Annotated in this window: 13 protein-coding genes; 11 read left to right on the top strand and 2 right to left on the bottom strand. The window is 67.9% G+C overall.

Annotated features, from left to right (window positions below):
• Positions 1 to 481: 481 nt before the first annotated feature.
• The 7 genes from FOZ70_RS10915 (at position 482) to FOZ70_RS10885 (ending at position 6,603) form a co-directional block, all read left to right on the top strand.
• Positions 482 to 805: a hypothetical protein gene (locus FOZ70_RS10915; protein ID WP_021162963.1), complete on the top strand. Its 324-nt coding sequence runs from the start codon at positions 482 to 484 to the stop codon at positions 803 to 805.
• Between the two features lie 111 nt (positions 806 to 916).
• Positions 917 to 1,507: a hypothetical protein gene (locus FOZ70_RS10910; protein WP_060323877.1), complete on the top strand. Its 591-nt coding sequence runs from the start codon at positions 917 to 919 to the stop codon at positions 1,505 to 1,507.
• A gap of 75 nt (positions 1,508 to 1,582) precedes the next feature.
• Positions 1,583 to 1,864 (top strand): hypothetical protein, encoded by a 282-nt coding sequence (locus FOZ70_RS10905; protein WP_011354481.1) that lies wholly within the window; start codon positions 1,583 to 1,585, stop codon positions 1,862 to 1,864.
• 44 nt (positions 1,865 to 1,908) lie between these two features.
• On the top strand, positions 1,909 to 3,693 hold the full coding sequence (locus tag FOZ70_RS10900) for a chemotaxis protein CheA (protein ID WP_219705876.1): 1,785 nt from the start codon (positions 1,909 to 1,911) through the stop codon (positions 3,691 to 3,693).
• A gap of 154 nt (positions 3,694 to 3,847) precedes the next feature.
• Complete coding sequence (locus FOZ70_RS10895) at positions 3,848 to 4,432, top strand: hypothetical protein (protein WP_021156315.1); 585 nt, start codon at positions 3,848 to 3,850, stop codon at positions 4,430 to 4,432.
• Between the two features lie 134 nt (positions 4,433 to 4,566).
• Positions 4,567 to 5,964 carry a sigma-54 dependent transcriptional regulator gene (locus tag FOZ70_RS10890; RefSeq protein ID WP_060225023.1) on the top strand — a complete coding sequence of 466 codons (1,398 nt, stop codon included), beginning with the start codon at positions 4,567 to 4,569 and terminating at the stop codon, positions 5,962 to 5,964.
• Positions 5,965 to 6,096: 132 nt separating this feature from the next.
• A complete protein-coding gene (locus tag FOZ70_RS10885) occupies positions 6,097 to 6,603 on the top strand; it encodes a hypothetical protein (RefSeq protein ID WP_059587033.1) in 507 nt (168 codons plus the stop codon).
• A 25-nt stretch (positions 6,604 to 6,628) separates the two neighbouring features.
• Here FOZ70_RS10885 and FOZ70_RS10880 read toward each other — a convergent pair whose 3' ends face one another.
• Positions 6,629 to 7,123 (bottom strand): hypothetical protein, encoded by a 495-nt coding sequence (locus tag FOZ70_RS10880; RefSeq protein ID WP_059485433.1) that lies wholly within the window; start codon positions 7,121 to 7,123, stop codon positions 6,629 to 6,631.
• 404 nt (positions 7,124 to 7,527) lie between these two features.
• Here FOZ70_RS10880 and FOZ70_RS10875 point away from each other — a divergent pair, with 404 nt between their 5' ends.
• Positions 7,528 to 8,205: a response regulator transcription factor gene (locus FOZ70_RS10875; RefSeq protein ID WP_059677585.1), complete on the top strand. Its 678-nt coding sequence runs from the start codon at positions 7,528 to 7,530 to the stop codon at positions 8,203 to 8,205.
• A gap of 25 nt (positions 8,206 to 8,230) precedes the next feature.
• On the opposite strand, the gene FOZ70_RS10870 is transcribed toward FOZ70_RS10875, so the two are convergent.
• A complete protein-coding gene (locus FOZ70_RS10870; protein WP_059492133.1) occupies positions 8,231 to 9,784 on the bottom strand; it encodes a methyl-accepting chemotaxis protein in 1,554 nt (517 codons plus the stop codon).
• Positions 9,785 to 10,021: 237 nt separating this feature from the next.
• Here FOZ70_RS10870 and panE point away from each other — a divergent pair, with 237 nt between their 5' ends.
• The 3 genes from panE (at position 10,022) to FOZ70_RS10855 (ending at position 13,220) form a co-directional block, all read left to right on the top strand.
• Complete coding sequence (gene panE / locus FOZ70_RS10865; RefSeq protein WP_219705875.1) at positions 10,022 to 10,969, top strand: 2-dehydropantoate 2-reductase; 948 nt, start codon at positions 10,022 to 10,024, stop codon at positions 10,967 to 10,969.
• A gap of 231 nt (positions 10,970 to 11,200) precedes the next feature.
• Complete coding sequence (locus FOZ70_RS10860; RefSeq protein ID WP_048023218.1) at positions 11,201 to 12,160, top strand: AraC family transcriptional regulator; 960 nt, start codon at positions 11,201 to 11,203, stop codon at positions 12,158 to 12,160.
• 118 nt (positions 12,161 to 12,278) lie between these two features.
• Positions 12,279 to 13,220 carry a substrate-binding domain-containing protein gene (locus tag FOZ70_RS10855; protein WP_219705874.1) on the top strand — a complete coding sequence of 314 codons (942 nt, stop codon included), beginning with the start codon at positions 12,279 to 12,281 and terminating at the stop codon, positions 13,218 to 13,220.
• The last annotated feature ends 16 nt before the right edge of the window (positions 13,221 to 13,236 follow it).

Genomic DNA, 13,236 nt, shown 5'->3' with positions numbered 1-13,236 from the left:
TATCCGGAAGACCTTTCGTCGACAGCTCAGGGAGACGACATGCCACCTGGCTGCAATGCAGGCCCGTTGTCGCCTGAATAAAAGGTGTATTTTTCAACGTCGCTGCATTTGCGGTGGTTAATGTATTCGCGAATTTTCGATTCCGGCATGGAGTGCCGTGTACCGGCACGCCGACCGGCGGGGTATCGAATATCGCGGGCCGGAAAGATATCTGCATCTTTCTGGTTTGCCAGGCAATGGTGTTTTTAATAAATCCAATGTTCATAAAAATAATAGAAAACACCTACCAAAAAAATTTGGATAACCAAAAAACACGAGACTAAGCTTCGTCTGGCCAAATTCGCAAAAAACAGAAATTGAAAAGGCAGCATGATTTCTTAATTCGATAGTGATCCTTAATTTCGAGGATTGCTCAAGTCAGGAAGGTTGATGGCGTGCGATCTTCCTGACTCACTCCGTCCACGCCGTTTTGGAGTCGACCATGAAGAAGCTTCTGATTGCAGCAGCAGTTCTGGCGGTTTCGGGTGCAGCGTTCGCAGGCAGCGGCACGGTGTCGAGCAGCAGCTCGTCGAGCGGCGGTTCGACGATGGCAGGCGTTGCCGGCTTCGGCCATTTCACCGCGACCGATTCCGGCTCTGCACTCGGTGCAGCCGGCGCACTTGCAGGTGGCCCTGGCAGCGGTTCGATCTCGTACACGAACCACACGCAATCGTCGTCGGTTAGCGGTTTCGGCTTCGGCGGCGCACAAGCAGGCGGCACCAGCGGCGCGAACGCCGGCTCGATCGGCTGGACGGTTCACCACTAAGCCGCGACGCGTAGCGTTCGTCATTGGCTGGCGGTACGGATGCCGGGTTCCGCTCGATGGGGGTAGACCCGGCTCCGCCACCGCCGAACTTACTCACAGCAAGGAATTGCTATGAAAGCCAAAGTCATTTTCGCGACAGCGCTCACCGTCATATCGTCGGCTGCATTGGCAGCGGGTTCCTCCACGACCAACCAGACACAGTCCGTTGCGGCGGGTGTTTCCGGTTCGGTTCTGGTCGGCTCCGGCAGCTATACCAGCAATTCGACTTCGACGGCGGGCGCGAACGCGGGCAGTACGGTGACACCCGCTGGTTCCGCCGGCACGGCGTCCGCCTTCCACAACACGACCTCGACGGCCAGCGGTTCGGGCACGAACGGGGGCGCGTTCGCGGCAGGCGGCGGTATCGGTGCCGCAGGCTCGTACGGTGGAAACAGTACAACGAACGAGAACGCGAATGCGCTGTCGGGAGGGGTGAGTGCCACGATCGTGCTGGGCGCCAACCACTACACGGCCAGCAGCGCGAACGACCAGGGCAATGCCAACGCGGGTGCCGCTGGGCTGACCGGCAGTGCGGGGTCAGGCGCGATCGCGGGTTCGAATCACTACAACTCGTCGACCGTGTGGAGTACCGGTCCGGCCGGCTCGCCGTCCGCATCGGGCGGAAGCAACGCCAGTTCAAGTGCGACCGGAAGCAGTCATTAGTCAGGTGTGGGGGGGACCAGTTTCCCAGCGACGCTGGTCTCTTTTGCCCACATTGTTGTCACGTAAGGAGTTGGCATGAAGCAGAAACTGATTGCCGCCGCTCTGATGCTCGCGTCTCTGACGGCGTATGGCGCTGACCGTATTGCCAACGACGTGCAATCGAATTTGCAGACGTCAAACAACCCTGACCAGACAACCAAACCGTCAGAACAACAAACGCTTTCTTCGGGCAGTGCCATCGGCGGACCAGACGCCCAGCAGTGGCAGGGCATGTCGGCCGGCTCGTGGTCCCAGCTGGGCAACGGCTGGAAGCAGTTCGGGGAAGCAGGCAAAGCTGAAGGGAATCAGGGGAATTAGTACGGTTGCCTGGGTGGGAGGTAAAACCTCGTCCGGAGAGTGAAATGAACAGCAACAGGATCAAGGTGGCATGCGCTGCGATGTTCGCGATGACCACGATCGGCGCCCAAGCGCAAACCGCCGATTCGACTTCGAGCGCGCAGTCGTCGACGTCGTCGACGGCAGTCAGCCAGGGCGGCGGCTCGAGCATGAACACGAACACCACGAGCTCGCGCGGCGGCAACGCCACCAGCTCCAGCGGGGTTCGCAGCAGCGGCAATTCGAGCGTGAACGTGAACGTGACGATGCCGTCCAGCACGAGCGGCGGCACGAACGTGACGCCGCAGTCGCTGCAGTCGTCCGGCGCGCCCGGCACCAACCCGTACAACACCCAGTCGTCGGAAAACGTCAACTACTCCGGCACGCAGACGATCAAGACGAACCCCGCGATCCAGGCGCCGGGCCTCACGACCACGCTGTCCGATACCTGCATGGGATCGGTGAGCGTCGGCGTGTCGTTCCCGGGGTTCGGCGCGACGGGCGGCACGACGCTGGTCGACCAGGCCTGCGTGCGGCGCCTCGACGCGCGTGAATTCCGTGCGATGGGCCTGACCGACGTGGCGCTCGCGCTGCTCTGCCAGAGCGACGCGAACCGGCGTGCGGTGGAAGCGACCGGGCATCTGTGCCCGGGCACGACGACGCCGCTCGCACGTTCGAACGTGGCGCCGAGCGTGGAAGCGACGGTCGCCGACGACGTGAAGTATCGCGATCCGATCGTACGTGACCGCATGGGCTTGCCGCCGCTGGGCGCTGCCGCGCCGGCACCGGCGCAGGCCCGCCCGGTGGCGACGACCTCGGTGCAGGCGGCGCCCGTGTCGGTGCCGGTACCCGTGCCCGTGCCGTCGATCGCACCGGTTGCCGCCGCGCCGGCCGTTGCCGCACCGGCTGTTGCTGCTGTCGCGCCGGCAGTGGCGGCGCCGGCTGTTGCTGCCGCAGCCGCAGCTCCTGCCGTTGCCAAACCCGCCGTTGCAGCCGCGGCACCGGCCGTCGCTGCAGCGCCTGCGGTGGCTGCCGCACCCGCTGTCGCGGCCGCGCCCGCAGCCTCGGTCGTACCGGCGGCCGCGATCGCCGCCGTGCCGGCTGCCGCCGTGCTTGCCGCGCCGGCCGTTGCGGACAAGGCATCGCCGGTGCCTGCCGCGCCGGTCGCCGACACGAAGGCCGCCGAACCCGTGCAGCCCGTCGCCGACAAGGCACCGGAGCCCGCACCGGCGGTTGCCGACAAGGCACCGGAGCCCGCACCGGCGGTTGCCGACAAGGCACCGGAGCCCGCACCGGCGGTTGCCGACAAGGCACCGGAGCCCGCACCGGCGGTCGCCGACAAGGCGCCCGAACCCGCACCGGCAATCGCCGACAAGGCCCCCGAACCCGTGCAGCCCGTCGCCGACAAGGCACCGGAGCCGATGCCGGCCGCGACCGACAACGCAGCGCAGGCCGCTGCCGCGCCGGCTGCGGACACGACGCCGGCCGCTGCCGTCGTCGCGGCGCCCGCAGCCGAGGCCGCGATGCCCGCACCGGCAGCCGATGCGAAGGCCGCCGAACCGGCGCCGGTCGCCGCGGAAGCGCCCGCACCGGAACCCGTGCAGCCTGCCGCCGCCGCGGCCGCAGCGCCTGCCGACATGCCGGCAGCCGACGCGAAGGTGCCGGACCAGGCCGCCGCGCAGCCCGCCGAGATGCCCGCGTTGTCCGATCCGGCGCAAGGATTGCCGGCGGCTCCGGTCGACCAGCAGGCCGCCCCGGCCGCACCGGTCGTGCCGGCTCCGGCCGTCATCTCGACGAGCACGTCGTCGTAAGCACGCGGGTCCGGCTCCCGTGCGCCGGAATGGCGGCGCACGGGAGCCGTCCGGACCCGAGGCCCGACGGTCGTTTCCTGTTTGACGGGTGTTGATCCCATCCCCGAGGTCAACACCTCTTTTTGCCTGACGAGGATGCAAGGAGGCCTCAATCATGAGGATCTTTTTGGTCGCTCTGTTGTTGTACAGCGCACAAGCCGCAGCACAGGCGGTATTTCAGAACCCGGCGGTCTTCGTGATCCTGGGCGAGCAGACCGCGGCAAACGCCACGAGCGTCGCGCAGGCGCTGACGACGCTCGGTCGCGCCGACAACACGGCGTGCGCGCCGATGATGATGATCGGCGATCCGCAGATGATCTACATGATGCCGGAGGAGGGGCACGCACCGTCGTGGCAATCGCCGGTGTACGGCCGAGGCGCGCCGTTCGAGGCGCAGAGGGGGCCGACGCCGACCGGCAAGACGGTCGGCGCGATGCAGCATGCCGAGGACATGCAGACGCAGCCATGGAGCGACGGCAGCGCGATCACGCAGAAGATCGCGGGCGATGCGAGCGTGACGGCGGCGGACCAGGTGAGCGGCTGGCAGCGCAACGGGCTCAACTCGATCGAGACGGCACGTGCGACGGAAGTGACGGTGAACGGCAAGACCTACCGTGCCTATCGTGACGACCTCAACGGCTCCGCGAAGCCGGCCGTCGAGCCGCAGATCTACACACAGCGCGTCGTTTTCTGCCGATAACGAACGTCAGTCCGAGGACGGCCCGGCGCCGCGTCGCGGGACTACGGTGCCCCGCTCCACGCGATCCGGCAACGGCCGTTTCGACAACCAACCCAAGCCACGAGGCTATCGTGAACTATTGCTGCCAGATCAGGGTGTCGGGCCCGCAGGATCTCGAACGCGATGCGGGGACGGCGCCGTTCATTGCCGTGCGGCGCAACCATGTCGTGCCGTCGCGGCCGCTCGTCTACCTGTCGCAGCAGCACGACGCCGCGCTCGTCGACTGTCTCGCGTCGCGCGGCTGGGACGTGTGGCGCGCGAAAACCGTTGCGGACGCACTGAATCTCGTCAGGGCGAACCGCCTGCATGCGGGCATCGTCGATTTCGGCAGCTTCGCGTCGCCCGACGTCACGTCGTTCGAGGCGCTGCTGCGCGACCCGCGCGTCGGCTGGCTCGCGTTCGCCGACGACGAGCGGCTGCGGGATATTGCCATCGCGCGCCTGATTCGCCACTGCTGTTTCGATTACGTGCGCAACGCGACTGCATACACGACGATCGGCTATCTGGTCGGCCATGCGTACGGGATGCTGAGGCTCGCGGACGGCGGCCCGGACGCCGACGCGGCGCCCCCCGGCGGCACGATGATCGGCTCGTGCGACGCGATGCGCCGGCTGTTCGCGACGATCCGCAAGGTCGCGAATACGGAGGCGACCGTTTTCATCGCCGGTGAGTCCGGCACCGGCAAGGAGCTGACGGCGGCGGCGATTCACCAGCAGTCGTCGCGCGCCGACGCGCCGTTCGTCGCCGTGAACTGCGCGGCCATTCCGTCGACGCTGCTGCAGGCCGAACTGTTCGGCCACGAGCGCGGCGCGTTCACGGGCGCGCACCAGCGCAAGATCGGCCGTATCGAGGCCGCGCACGGCGGTACGCTGTTTCTCGATGAAATCGGCGACATGCCGTTCGAGAGCCAGGCGAGCCTGCTGCGCTTCCTGCAGGAAGGCACGATCGAGCGCCTCGGCGGGCACGCGTCGATTCCGGTGGACGTGCGGATCGTGTCGGCGACCCACGTCGATCTCGAGGCCGCGATGCAGGCGGGGCGGTTCCGTGCGGACCTGTACTACCGCCTGTGCGTGCTGCGCATCGACGAACCGCCGCTGCGCGTGCGCGGCCGCGACATCATGCTGCTCGCCGACCATGTGCTGCGGCGCTATCGCGGCGACAATGCGCAACGGATTCGCGGCTTCATGCCGAGCGCGGTCGAAGCGATCCACAACTATCCGTGGCCGGGCAACGTGCGCGAGCTCATCAACCGGATCCGGCTCGCGGTCGTGATGACGAACGGCCCGATGATCTCGGCCGCCGATCTCGAGCTGCACCAGTACACGTCGCGGCAGCCGCCGACGCTCGCCGAAACGCGCCGGCGGGCCGAGCGGCGCGCGATCGAGGAAACGCTGATGCGCCACCGCCACCAGCATGCCGACGTGGCGGCCGAGCTGGGCATCTCGCGCGCGACGCTGTATCGGCTGATGACCGCGCACGGGCTGCACGGCTGATACGCCGCGGCGCGCCGCCGCTCAAGACCGCGCGACGTCGGCCGTTAAGACATGAAACGGCCCGTCCGGACCGCCGGCGCGGCGATGCGCGCGCGGCCGGCATGCGGCGCATCACGCTTATCCGAGGTTACCGTGGCAGAGTGCAGTCACTGCGGCAGGACGTTCCTGGTCGGCGGGCGGTCGATCGACGGCCGCCGCTATTGCCGTCCGGCGTGCGCCCGCGCGCATCCGATCGTCGTCGAGGCGGAGCGGGTGCCCGACGCGAAGGTCTGGGAGTATGTGCACGACTGGCGTTACGGGCCGTGCCCGATCTGCCGTCGCGACGACCGGCCGGTCGATGTCCATGCGTCGCATCGCGTCGTGTCGCTGCTGTTCGTCACGCGCTGGGCGACACGGCACCACGTGTGCTGCCGGCGTTGCGGCCGCAGGAAGCAGGCGGTCGCGTTGCTGGCGTCGGCCGCGTTCGGCTGGTGGGGGCTGCCGTGGGGCCTCGTGCTGACGCCGATCCAGCTCGCGCGCAACGCGCTCGGGCTGGCCGCGCGCGATCCGCAGGTCGCGACGCGGCAGTTCGAGCAGCTCGTGCGGCGCAAGCTGGCGGCGCGCCGGCTGCAGCGCGCGCGGCAGGGCGCCGGCGCCTGAGCGCGCGGCGCGGCGTGCCGCGCGATCAGGCGGCCGGCCGCTCGAAGCCCGAGGCGACCCAGCGCTCGGCACTGGCCTTGTTGAGCTTGAAACCGGCCGACACCTTGGCTTCGGCCAGCAGCTCGCCATACGGATCGAATGCCTTGAGCTGCGCGTACGGCTCGAATTCGTCCGGCACGATGTCGAGCGTCACCGACACATCCTGGCCGTCCTCGCCCTGAACCGTCACTTCCTTGTGCAGCATCGCGCGCCGCTGCTGCTCGTGGCGCATCAGCACCTCGGTCGCGGTCTTCACGAGCGTGCGGAACGCGTTCGCGTCCATCGGTTTGGGGTTCTTCTTGTCGCGGCCCATGGTCCACGGCCCGACGAGCGCGGGCTCGGACTCGCCGTCCTTGATCATTTCGACGGCCCAGCCGTCGTCGTCTTCGTTCTTGATGATGCGGGCCGTCCAGCCGTTGTCGCGCCAGAGGCCGTCTTCGTGGATGGAGGTGTCGTCGGATTGCAGGTCGGATTCGGTCATGAGGAAAGCGGGGCGGGGCCACCGGAGTACGGGCGCGGGCGCAGGGCGGTGGCGCGCGGCCGGCATCGGCGCGTCGCTCGCCGCCGGCGGCCCGGCGCGGCATGCAAAGGCGTCGATTTTACCTGCTGGCCGGCCGGATGGACCGTGTGGCCCGCCACGCCGGCCATCCGGCCGATGTTTCCAGGTGCCGGCCGCTCCGGGACGGCCGCTCGAACCGGCGCAAATTCAAACTCGTATTACGTCCCTGACGACCAATCCCGTTACCGTCCGATATCCCGTCCGCGTGCGGCTTCATAGAATCGGCGTTCAGGCTAAAAATAGCCTGAACGTCCGATCAACGCCAAACCGGCCGTGCGCGTTGCGCGTTGCGCGTCGCGCGGCCGATGAACCACCGGGAACCACGCATGAGGAAATTCAACGTTCGCATCGTCTTCGCGTACGACTGGCCGTTGACGCTGGCCGGCATCGAGCAGGTCGCAGGCAGCGCCTGCGCGATCGAGCTCGTCGCGGTGTGCAGGAATGTGGCCGAGCTGGCCGCGTCGCTCGGCGGCGTCGATTGCGATGTCGTGCTGGTCGACTATGCGATCCGCGGGGACGTGCAGATGGACGGCCTCGGGCTGCTCGACTGGCTGCGGCGCACGCGTCCGAACGTCGGGGTCGTCGTGCTGGTCGCGAACGAGAATCCGCTGATCGTCGGGTCGATCCTCGCGATCGACGGCGTGAGCGTCGTCAGCAAGTTCGACGAGGTTGGCCATATCGTCACGGCCATTCATTCGGCCTACAGCGGCGGGCGCTACCTGTCGCCGCTCGTCAGGCGCGCGATCGAGGCGGCCGGCGAGCGCGGCAATGCGCCCGTGAAGCTGTCGGCGCGCGAGATCGAGGTCATTCGCCTGTATCTGTCGGGGGTGCCGATCAAGACGATCGCGCAGCGTCTGAGCAAGGGCAAGCAGACGGTCAGCGCGCAGAAGATCAGTGCGATGAAGAAGCTCGGCGCGAACAACGACGTCGAGCTGGTCCAGCGGGCGGCGGGGCTGGGGCTCGGCATCGGCCCCGCCGCGTCACGGCCCGGCGACGCCGCGTGAGCAAGCGTGCGCCGGGCGGCCGCCGTCAGGCCGGCAGCGCAAACCGCGTTACGGCGTCCCGCAGCGCCTCGGCCTGATCGCGCAGCGAATGCGCGGCGGCCGCCGCTTCTTCGACGAGCGCGGCGTTCTGCTGCGTGACCTGGTCCATCTCGCCCACCGCGCGATTGACCTGCTCGATCCCGGCGCTCTGTTCGCGCGACGCATGACTGATCTCGTCGAGGATCTCGTTCACGCGCCGCACCGACTGCACGATCTCGGCCATCGTCTCGCCCGCGTGCGTGACGAGCGCCGCGCCTTGCTCGACGGTCTCGTTCGACGACACGATCAGCGACTTGATTTCCTTCGCCGCCGTCGCCGAGCGTTGCGCGAGCGAGCGGACTTCGGCCGCGACCACCGCGAAGCCGCGGCCCTGTTCGCCCGCGCGCGCGGCTTCGACGGCCGCATTCAGCGCGAGGATGTTGGTCTGGAACGCGATCCCGTCGATCACGCCGATGATGTCGCCGATCTTGTGCGAGCGGTCGGTGATCTCGTTCATCGTGCGCACGACGTCGTCGACCACCGCGCTGCCGCGCGTCGCGACCTGCGCGGCCTGGCCGGCGAGCGACGCGGCCTGGGCGGCGCTGTCCGCGTTCTGCTTCACGTTCGCGGTCATCTGGTCCATGCTCGACGCGGTCTGCACGAGTGCGGCCGCCTGTTCCTCGGTGCGCTGCGACAGGTCGGTGTTGCCCGACGCGATCTCGCTTGCGCCGACGTTGATGTTCTCGGTACCCATCCGCACGCGCGACACCATGTCGATCAGCCCGCCTTGCATCGTGTGCAGCGCGTGCAGCAGGCTGCCGCGATCGTCGTGCTTCACGGCGACGTGCGCGGTCAGGTCGCCCTGCGCGATGCGCTGCGCGGCGTCGAGTGCCACTTCCAGCTCGCCGCCGAGGTTCGCGCGCACGCTTTTCAGCACCAGCACCATCACGGCGGTCGCGATCCCGCCGAGCACGGTCGTCATCGCGAGCCAGCGGCCGACGCTTTCGAGTACGGCGGTGCGCACGTCGTTCATGTACATGCCGGTCACGATGTACCAGTCCCAGGGCGCGAAGCGCTGCACGGCGCTGGTTTTCTCCTGCGGCTTGTCGGCGCCCGGCTTCGGCCACAGATACTCGACGAAGCCCTTGCCGCCTTCGAGGTTGCCGGCCTTCACGATCTCGACGAACAGGTGCTTGCCGTTCGGGTCGGTGAAATTCGACACGTCCTTGCCGTTGAGGTCGGCCTTGATCGGATGCATCACGATCACGGGCTTCGAGTCGTTGACGGAGATGTAGCCGTCGGCGCTGGAACGCATCGCGGCGATCGCCTCGAGCGCCTTCTGTTTCGCGTCGGCTTCCGGCAGCGCGTTCTGCTGCGACAGCTTGTAGTAATGGTCGGTCACGCTCGCGGCCTGCGCGACCAGCGACGCGAGCTGGTCGCGGCGGTCCGCGATCATCGATGCGCGCGTCTGCCAGGCCCCGAGCCCCGCGATCACGAGCAGGCCGAGCCAGAGGATGACGATCATCGAGGCGAGTTTCTGATTCAGGGAAAGGTTGCGCATGGTGTGTGGTCGGTCAGTCGTGGAAGCTCGCCGGGGCGGCGTGACGGGATAAGTATCTTGACGGCGCCCGACGTGCGTCGCCGTAGGCGGGTTATCCCTATGAGGCACCCTTGCCGATGCCTTCGACACGAGCAAGGGTATCTATGCATATGCATAACGGGCGTCGCTATACTGTCGGGGCGATTGAATAGGCGCCGCGCGCGGCGCGGCGGCGAATGAAACCGAAAGGAGGCAACGATGCGGATTCTGGTGGTGGGGGCCGGCGCGGTCGGCGGATATTTCGGCGGCCGGCTGGCCGCGGCGGGGCGCGACGTGACGTTCCTGGTGCGCGACGGCCGCGCGGCCGCGCTGGCGCGCGACGGGCTGCTGATCCGCAGCCCGCGCGGCGACCTGACGCTCGCGAACGTGCAGACCGTGCGCGCGGGCGACGCGGGTGCCGGCGTCGCGCCGTTCGACCTCGTGCTGCTGAGCTGCAAGGCGTACAGCCTCGACGACGCGATTCAGTCGTTCGCGCCGTTCGTCGGCCCGCAGACGCTGATCCTGCCCATGCTCAACGGGATGCGCCATCTCGACGTGCTGCGCGAGCGGTTCGGCGCCGCGCAGGTGCTCGGCGGGCTGTGCGTGATCGCGGCGACGCTCGATCGCGAGCAGCGCATCGTGCACCTCAACGACACGCACGGGGTCACGTTCGGCGAACTCGCGGGCGGCGAATCGCCGCGTGTGCGCGCGGTGGCCGAGGTGCTCGGTGGCACGGGTTTCGATGCGACGCTCAGTGACGACGTGGCCGCGCGGATGTGGGAAAAATGGGTGTTCCTCGCGACGCTCGCCGCGAGCACGTCGCTGTTCCGCGCGTCGGTCGGCGACATTCTCGCCGCGCCGGACGGCCGCCGCCTGCTCGAGACGATGCTCGGCGAATGCAGTGCGATTGCCGAGCACAACGGCCACCGGCCCGATCCGGCCGCCATCGAGCGGATGCAGCGGATGGTGCTGACGCCGTCGCCGCTGACCGCGTCGATGCTGCGCGACGTCGAAAACCATGCGCGCGTCGAAGCCGATCACGTGATCGGCGACCTGCTCGCGCGCCGCGACCCGCAGGCGGCCGATGGGCTGTCGCTGCTGCGGATCGCGTACAACCACCTGAAGGCGTACGAAGCGCGTACCGCGCGCGAGCACGCGGCCGCGTAAGCGCCGGGCGGGCGGCCGCGCGGCCGTTCCGCACTGCACAAATTTGCCATCCGGCGCCATTTGCGGCCGGAATGGGCAAAAAAGTATCGAAAATCAGGCGTAAAGTTGGTGGAGCCGCGCGCTCGATCGACCTACATTGCTTCCCATGCGACCGGTCGCGTCGCCGCGTGAAATACGCGGCGCACGCGCAAAACGAACCGGCCGGCGAGACACGGGAATGGAGACGCCCACATGATGCACCCCGATCTGGAAGTGGTCGAAGTGCGACGCGACGAGTCGTTCAAGGTCTGGTCGCACGGTTATCCGTATCGCACGATCCGCTGGCACTTCCATCCCGAATTCGAACTGCACCTGATCGTCGCGACGCGCGGCAAGTATTTCGTCGGCGACCACATCGGCTCGTTCGGCCCCGGCCATCTCGTGCTGCTCGGCCCGAACCTGCCGCACAACTGGGTCAGCGACATGGCCGAAGGCGAAACCGTCGAACGCCGCAACCTCGTGATCCAGTTCGATCCGGTATTCGTGCGCCGCTGCATGGACGCGTTTCCCGAATGCCGCGACGCGCAGGCGTTGCTCGACGATGCGCGGCGCGGGGTCGGCTTCGACGCGGCGACCAGCGCCGCGATCGCGCCGCTGTTCGACGAACTGCTGGCCGCGCGCGGCATGCGCCGCATCGCGCTGTTCATGACGATCCTCGAACGGCTGTGCGGGGCGGCCGAACGCACGCTGCTCGCGAGCCCCGCGTACGACCAGGCCGATGTCACGCCGACGCGGCTCAGCCATGCGCTGTCGTACATCGGCAAGAACCTCGCGTCCGAGCTGCGCGAATCCGATCTCGCGCAACTGACCGGGCAGAGCGTCAGCGCGTTCTCGCGCGCGTTTCATCGCCAGACGGGCATGCCGTTCGTCCAGTACGTGAATCGCCTGCGGATCGAATCCGCGTGCCAGCTGCTGCTCGCCGACGACGCGAACATCACCGATATCTGCTTCCAGGCCGGCTTCAACAACGTGTCGAACTTCAACCGCCAGTTCCGCGCGGTGAAGGGGATGGCGCCGTCCGAATTCCGCGCACTGCAGCGCCTGAACGCGCGCAGCCGTGAACTGGCGCTGCACGCGGCGCCCACCGGCAATCCGCTGCCGCCGCGCGTCGTGACGCCCGGCGCGCCCGAACTCGCCCCGCAGCCCGGATGATCGCCGGGCCGCCGCCCGCCCGAGTTTTCCACGCCGTTTCACCCAGCCGATCGCGCCGCCCGCGTCGCGAGGGGCTTGCTCACCCACGAAAAAGCCTCATACAACCGGAGACACCGTCATGACGCCTGCATCGCCCGCCTCATCTCCCCGTCGCGCCGCCCGCCTGGCGGCGGTTGCCGCGCTCGCCGCCGCGGTCTGGCTGCCCGCCGCCGTGCAGGCCGCACCGCTGCGGATCGGCATGACGTTCCAGGAGCTCAACAACCCGTATTTCGTGACGATGCAGAAGGCGCTGAACGACGCGGCCGCGTCGATCGGTGCGCAGGTCGTCGTCACCGACGCGCATCACGACGTCAGCAAGCAGGTGAGCGACGTCGAGGACATGCTGCAGAAGAAGATCGACATCCTGCTCGTGAACCCGACCGATTCGACCGGCATCCAGTCGGCGATCACGCAGGCGAAGAAGGCCGGCGCGGTGGTCGTGGCCGTCGATGCGAACGCGAACGGCCCGGTCGATTCGTTCGTCGGCTCGAAGAACTACGACGCGGGCGTGATGTCGTGCGACTACCTCGCGAAAGCGATCGGCGGCAGCGGCGAGGTGGCGATCCTCGACGGCATTCCGGTCGTGCCGATTCTCGAACGCGTGCGCGGCTGCAAGGCGGGGCTCGCGAAATACCCGAACGTGAAGCTGGTCGACACGCAGAACGGCAAGCAGGAGCGCGCGACCGCGCTGTCGGTGACCGAGAACCTGATCTCCGCGCACCCGAAGCTGAAGGGCGTCTTCAGCGTGAACGACGGCGGCGCGATGGGCGCGCTCGCCGCGATCGAGAGCTCGGGCAAGGACATCAAGCTGACGAGCGTCGACGGCGCGCCCGAGGCGATCGCCGCGATCCAGAAGCCGAATTCGAAGTTCATCGAGACGACCGCGCAGTTCCCGGCCGACCAGGTGCGTATCGCGCTCGGCATCGCGATTGCGCGCAAGTGGGGCGCGACGGTGCCGAAGGCGATCCCGGTCGACGTGAAGGTGGTCGACCGCGGCAACGCGAAGGGCTTCAGCTGGTGAACGACGTGCAATGCGA

This window comes from Burkholderia sp. COPS, assembly GCF_019425585.1.
Classification (GTDB): Bacteria; Pseudomonadota; Gammaproteobacteria; order Burkholderiales; family Burkholderiaceae; genus Burkholderia; species Burkholderia cepacia.
Note: the sequence above shows the minus strand (reverse complement) of the source record. Positions and strands in the feature narration are given on the sequence as shown.

Excerpts from the sequence above, each read along its gene's own strand:
- FOZ70_RS10895 (WP_021156315.1), top strand. The coding sequence starts at position 3,848 with ATGAGGATCTTTTTGGTCGCTCTGTTGTTGTACAGCGCACAAGCCGCA.
- panE (WP_219705875.1), top strand. The coding sequence starts at position 10,022 with ATGCGGATTCTGGTGGTGGGGGCCGGCGCGGTCGGCGGATATTTCGGC.
- FOZ70_RS10875 (WP_059677585.1), top strand. The coding sequence starts at position 7,528 with ATGAGGAAATTCAACGTTCGCATCGTCTTCGCGTACGACTGGCCGTTG.
- FOZ70_RS10910 (WP_060323877.1), top strand. The coding sequence starts at position 917 with ATGAAAGCCAAAGTCATTTTCGCGACAGCGCTCACCGTCATATCGTCG.
- FOZ70_RS10900 (WP_219705876.1), top strand. The coding sequence starts at position 1,909 with ATGAACAGCAACAGGATCAAGGTGGCATGCGCTGCGATGTTCGCGATG.
- FOZ70_RS10860 (WP_048023218.1), top strand. The coding sequence starts at position 11,201 with ATGATGCACCCCGATCTGGAAGTGGTCGAAGTGCGACGCGACGAGTCG.
- FOZ70_RS10905 (WP_011354481.1), top strand. The coding sequence starts at position 1,583 with ATGAAGCAGAAACTGATTGCCGCCGCTCTGATGCTCGCGTCTCTGACG.
- FOZ70_RS10855 (WP_219705874.1), top strand. The coding sequence starts at position 12,279 with ATGACGCCTGCATCGCCCGCCTCATCTCCCCGTCGCGCCGCCCGCCTG.
- FOZ70_RS10880 (WP_059485433.1), bottom strand. The coding sequence starts at position 7,123 with ATGACCGAATCCGACCTGCAATCCGACGACACCTCCATCCACGAAGAC.
- FOZ70_RS10915 (WP_021162963.1), top strand. The coding sequence starts at position 482 with ATGAAGAAGCTTCTGATTGCAGCAGCAGTTCTGGCGGTTTCGGGTGCA.
- FOZ70_RS10870 (WP_059492133.1), bottom strand. The coding sequence starts at position 9,784 with ATGCGCAACCTTTCCCTGAATCAGAAACTCGCCTCGATGATCGTCATC.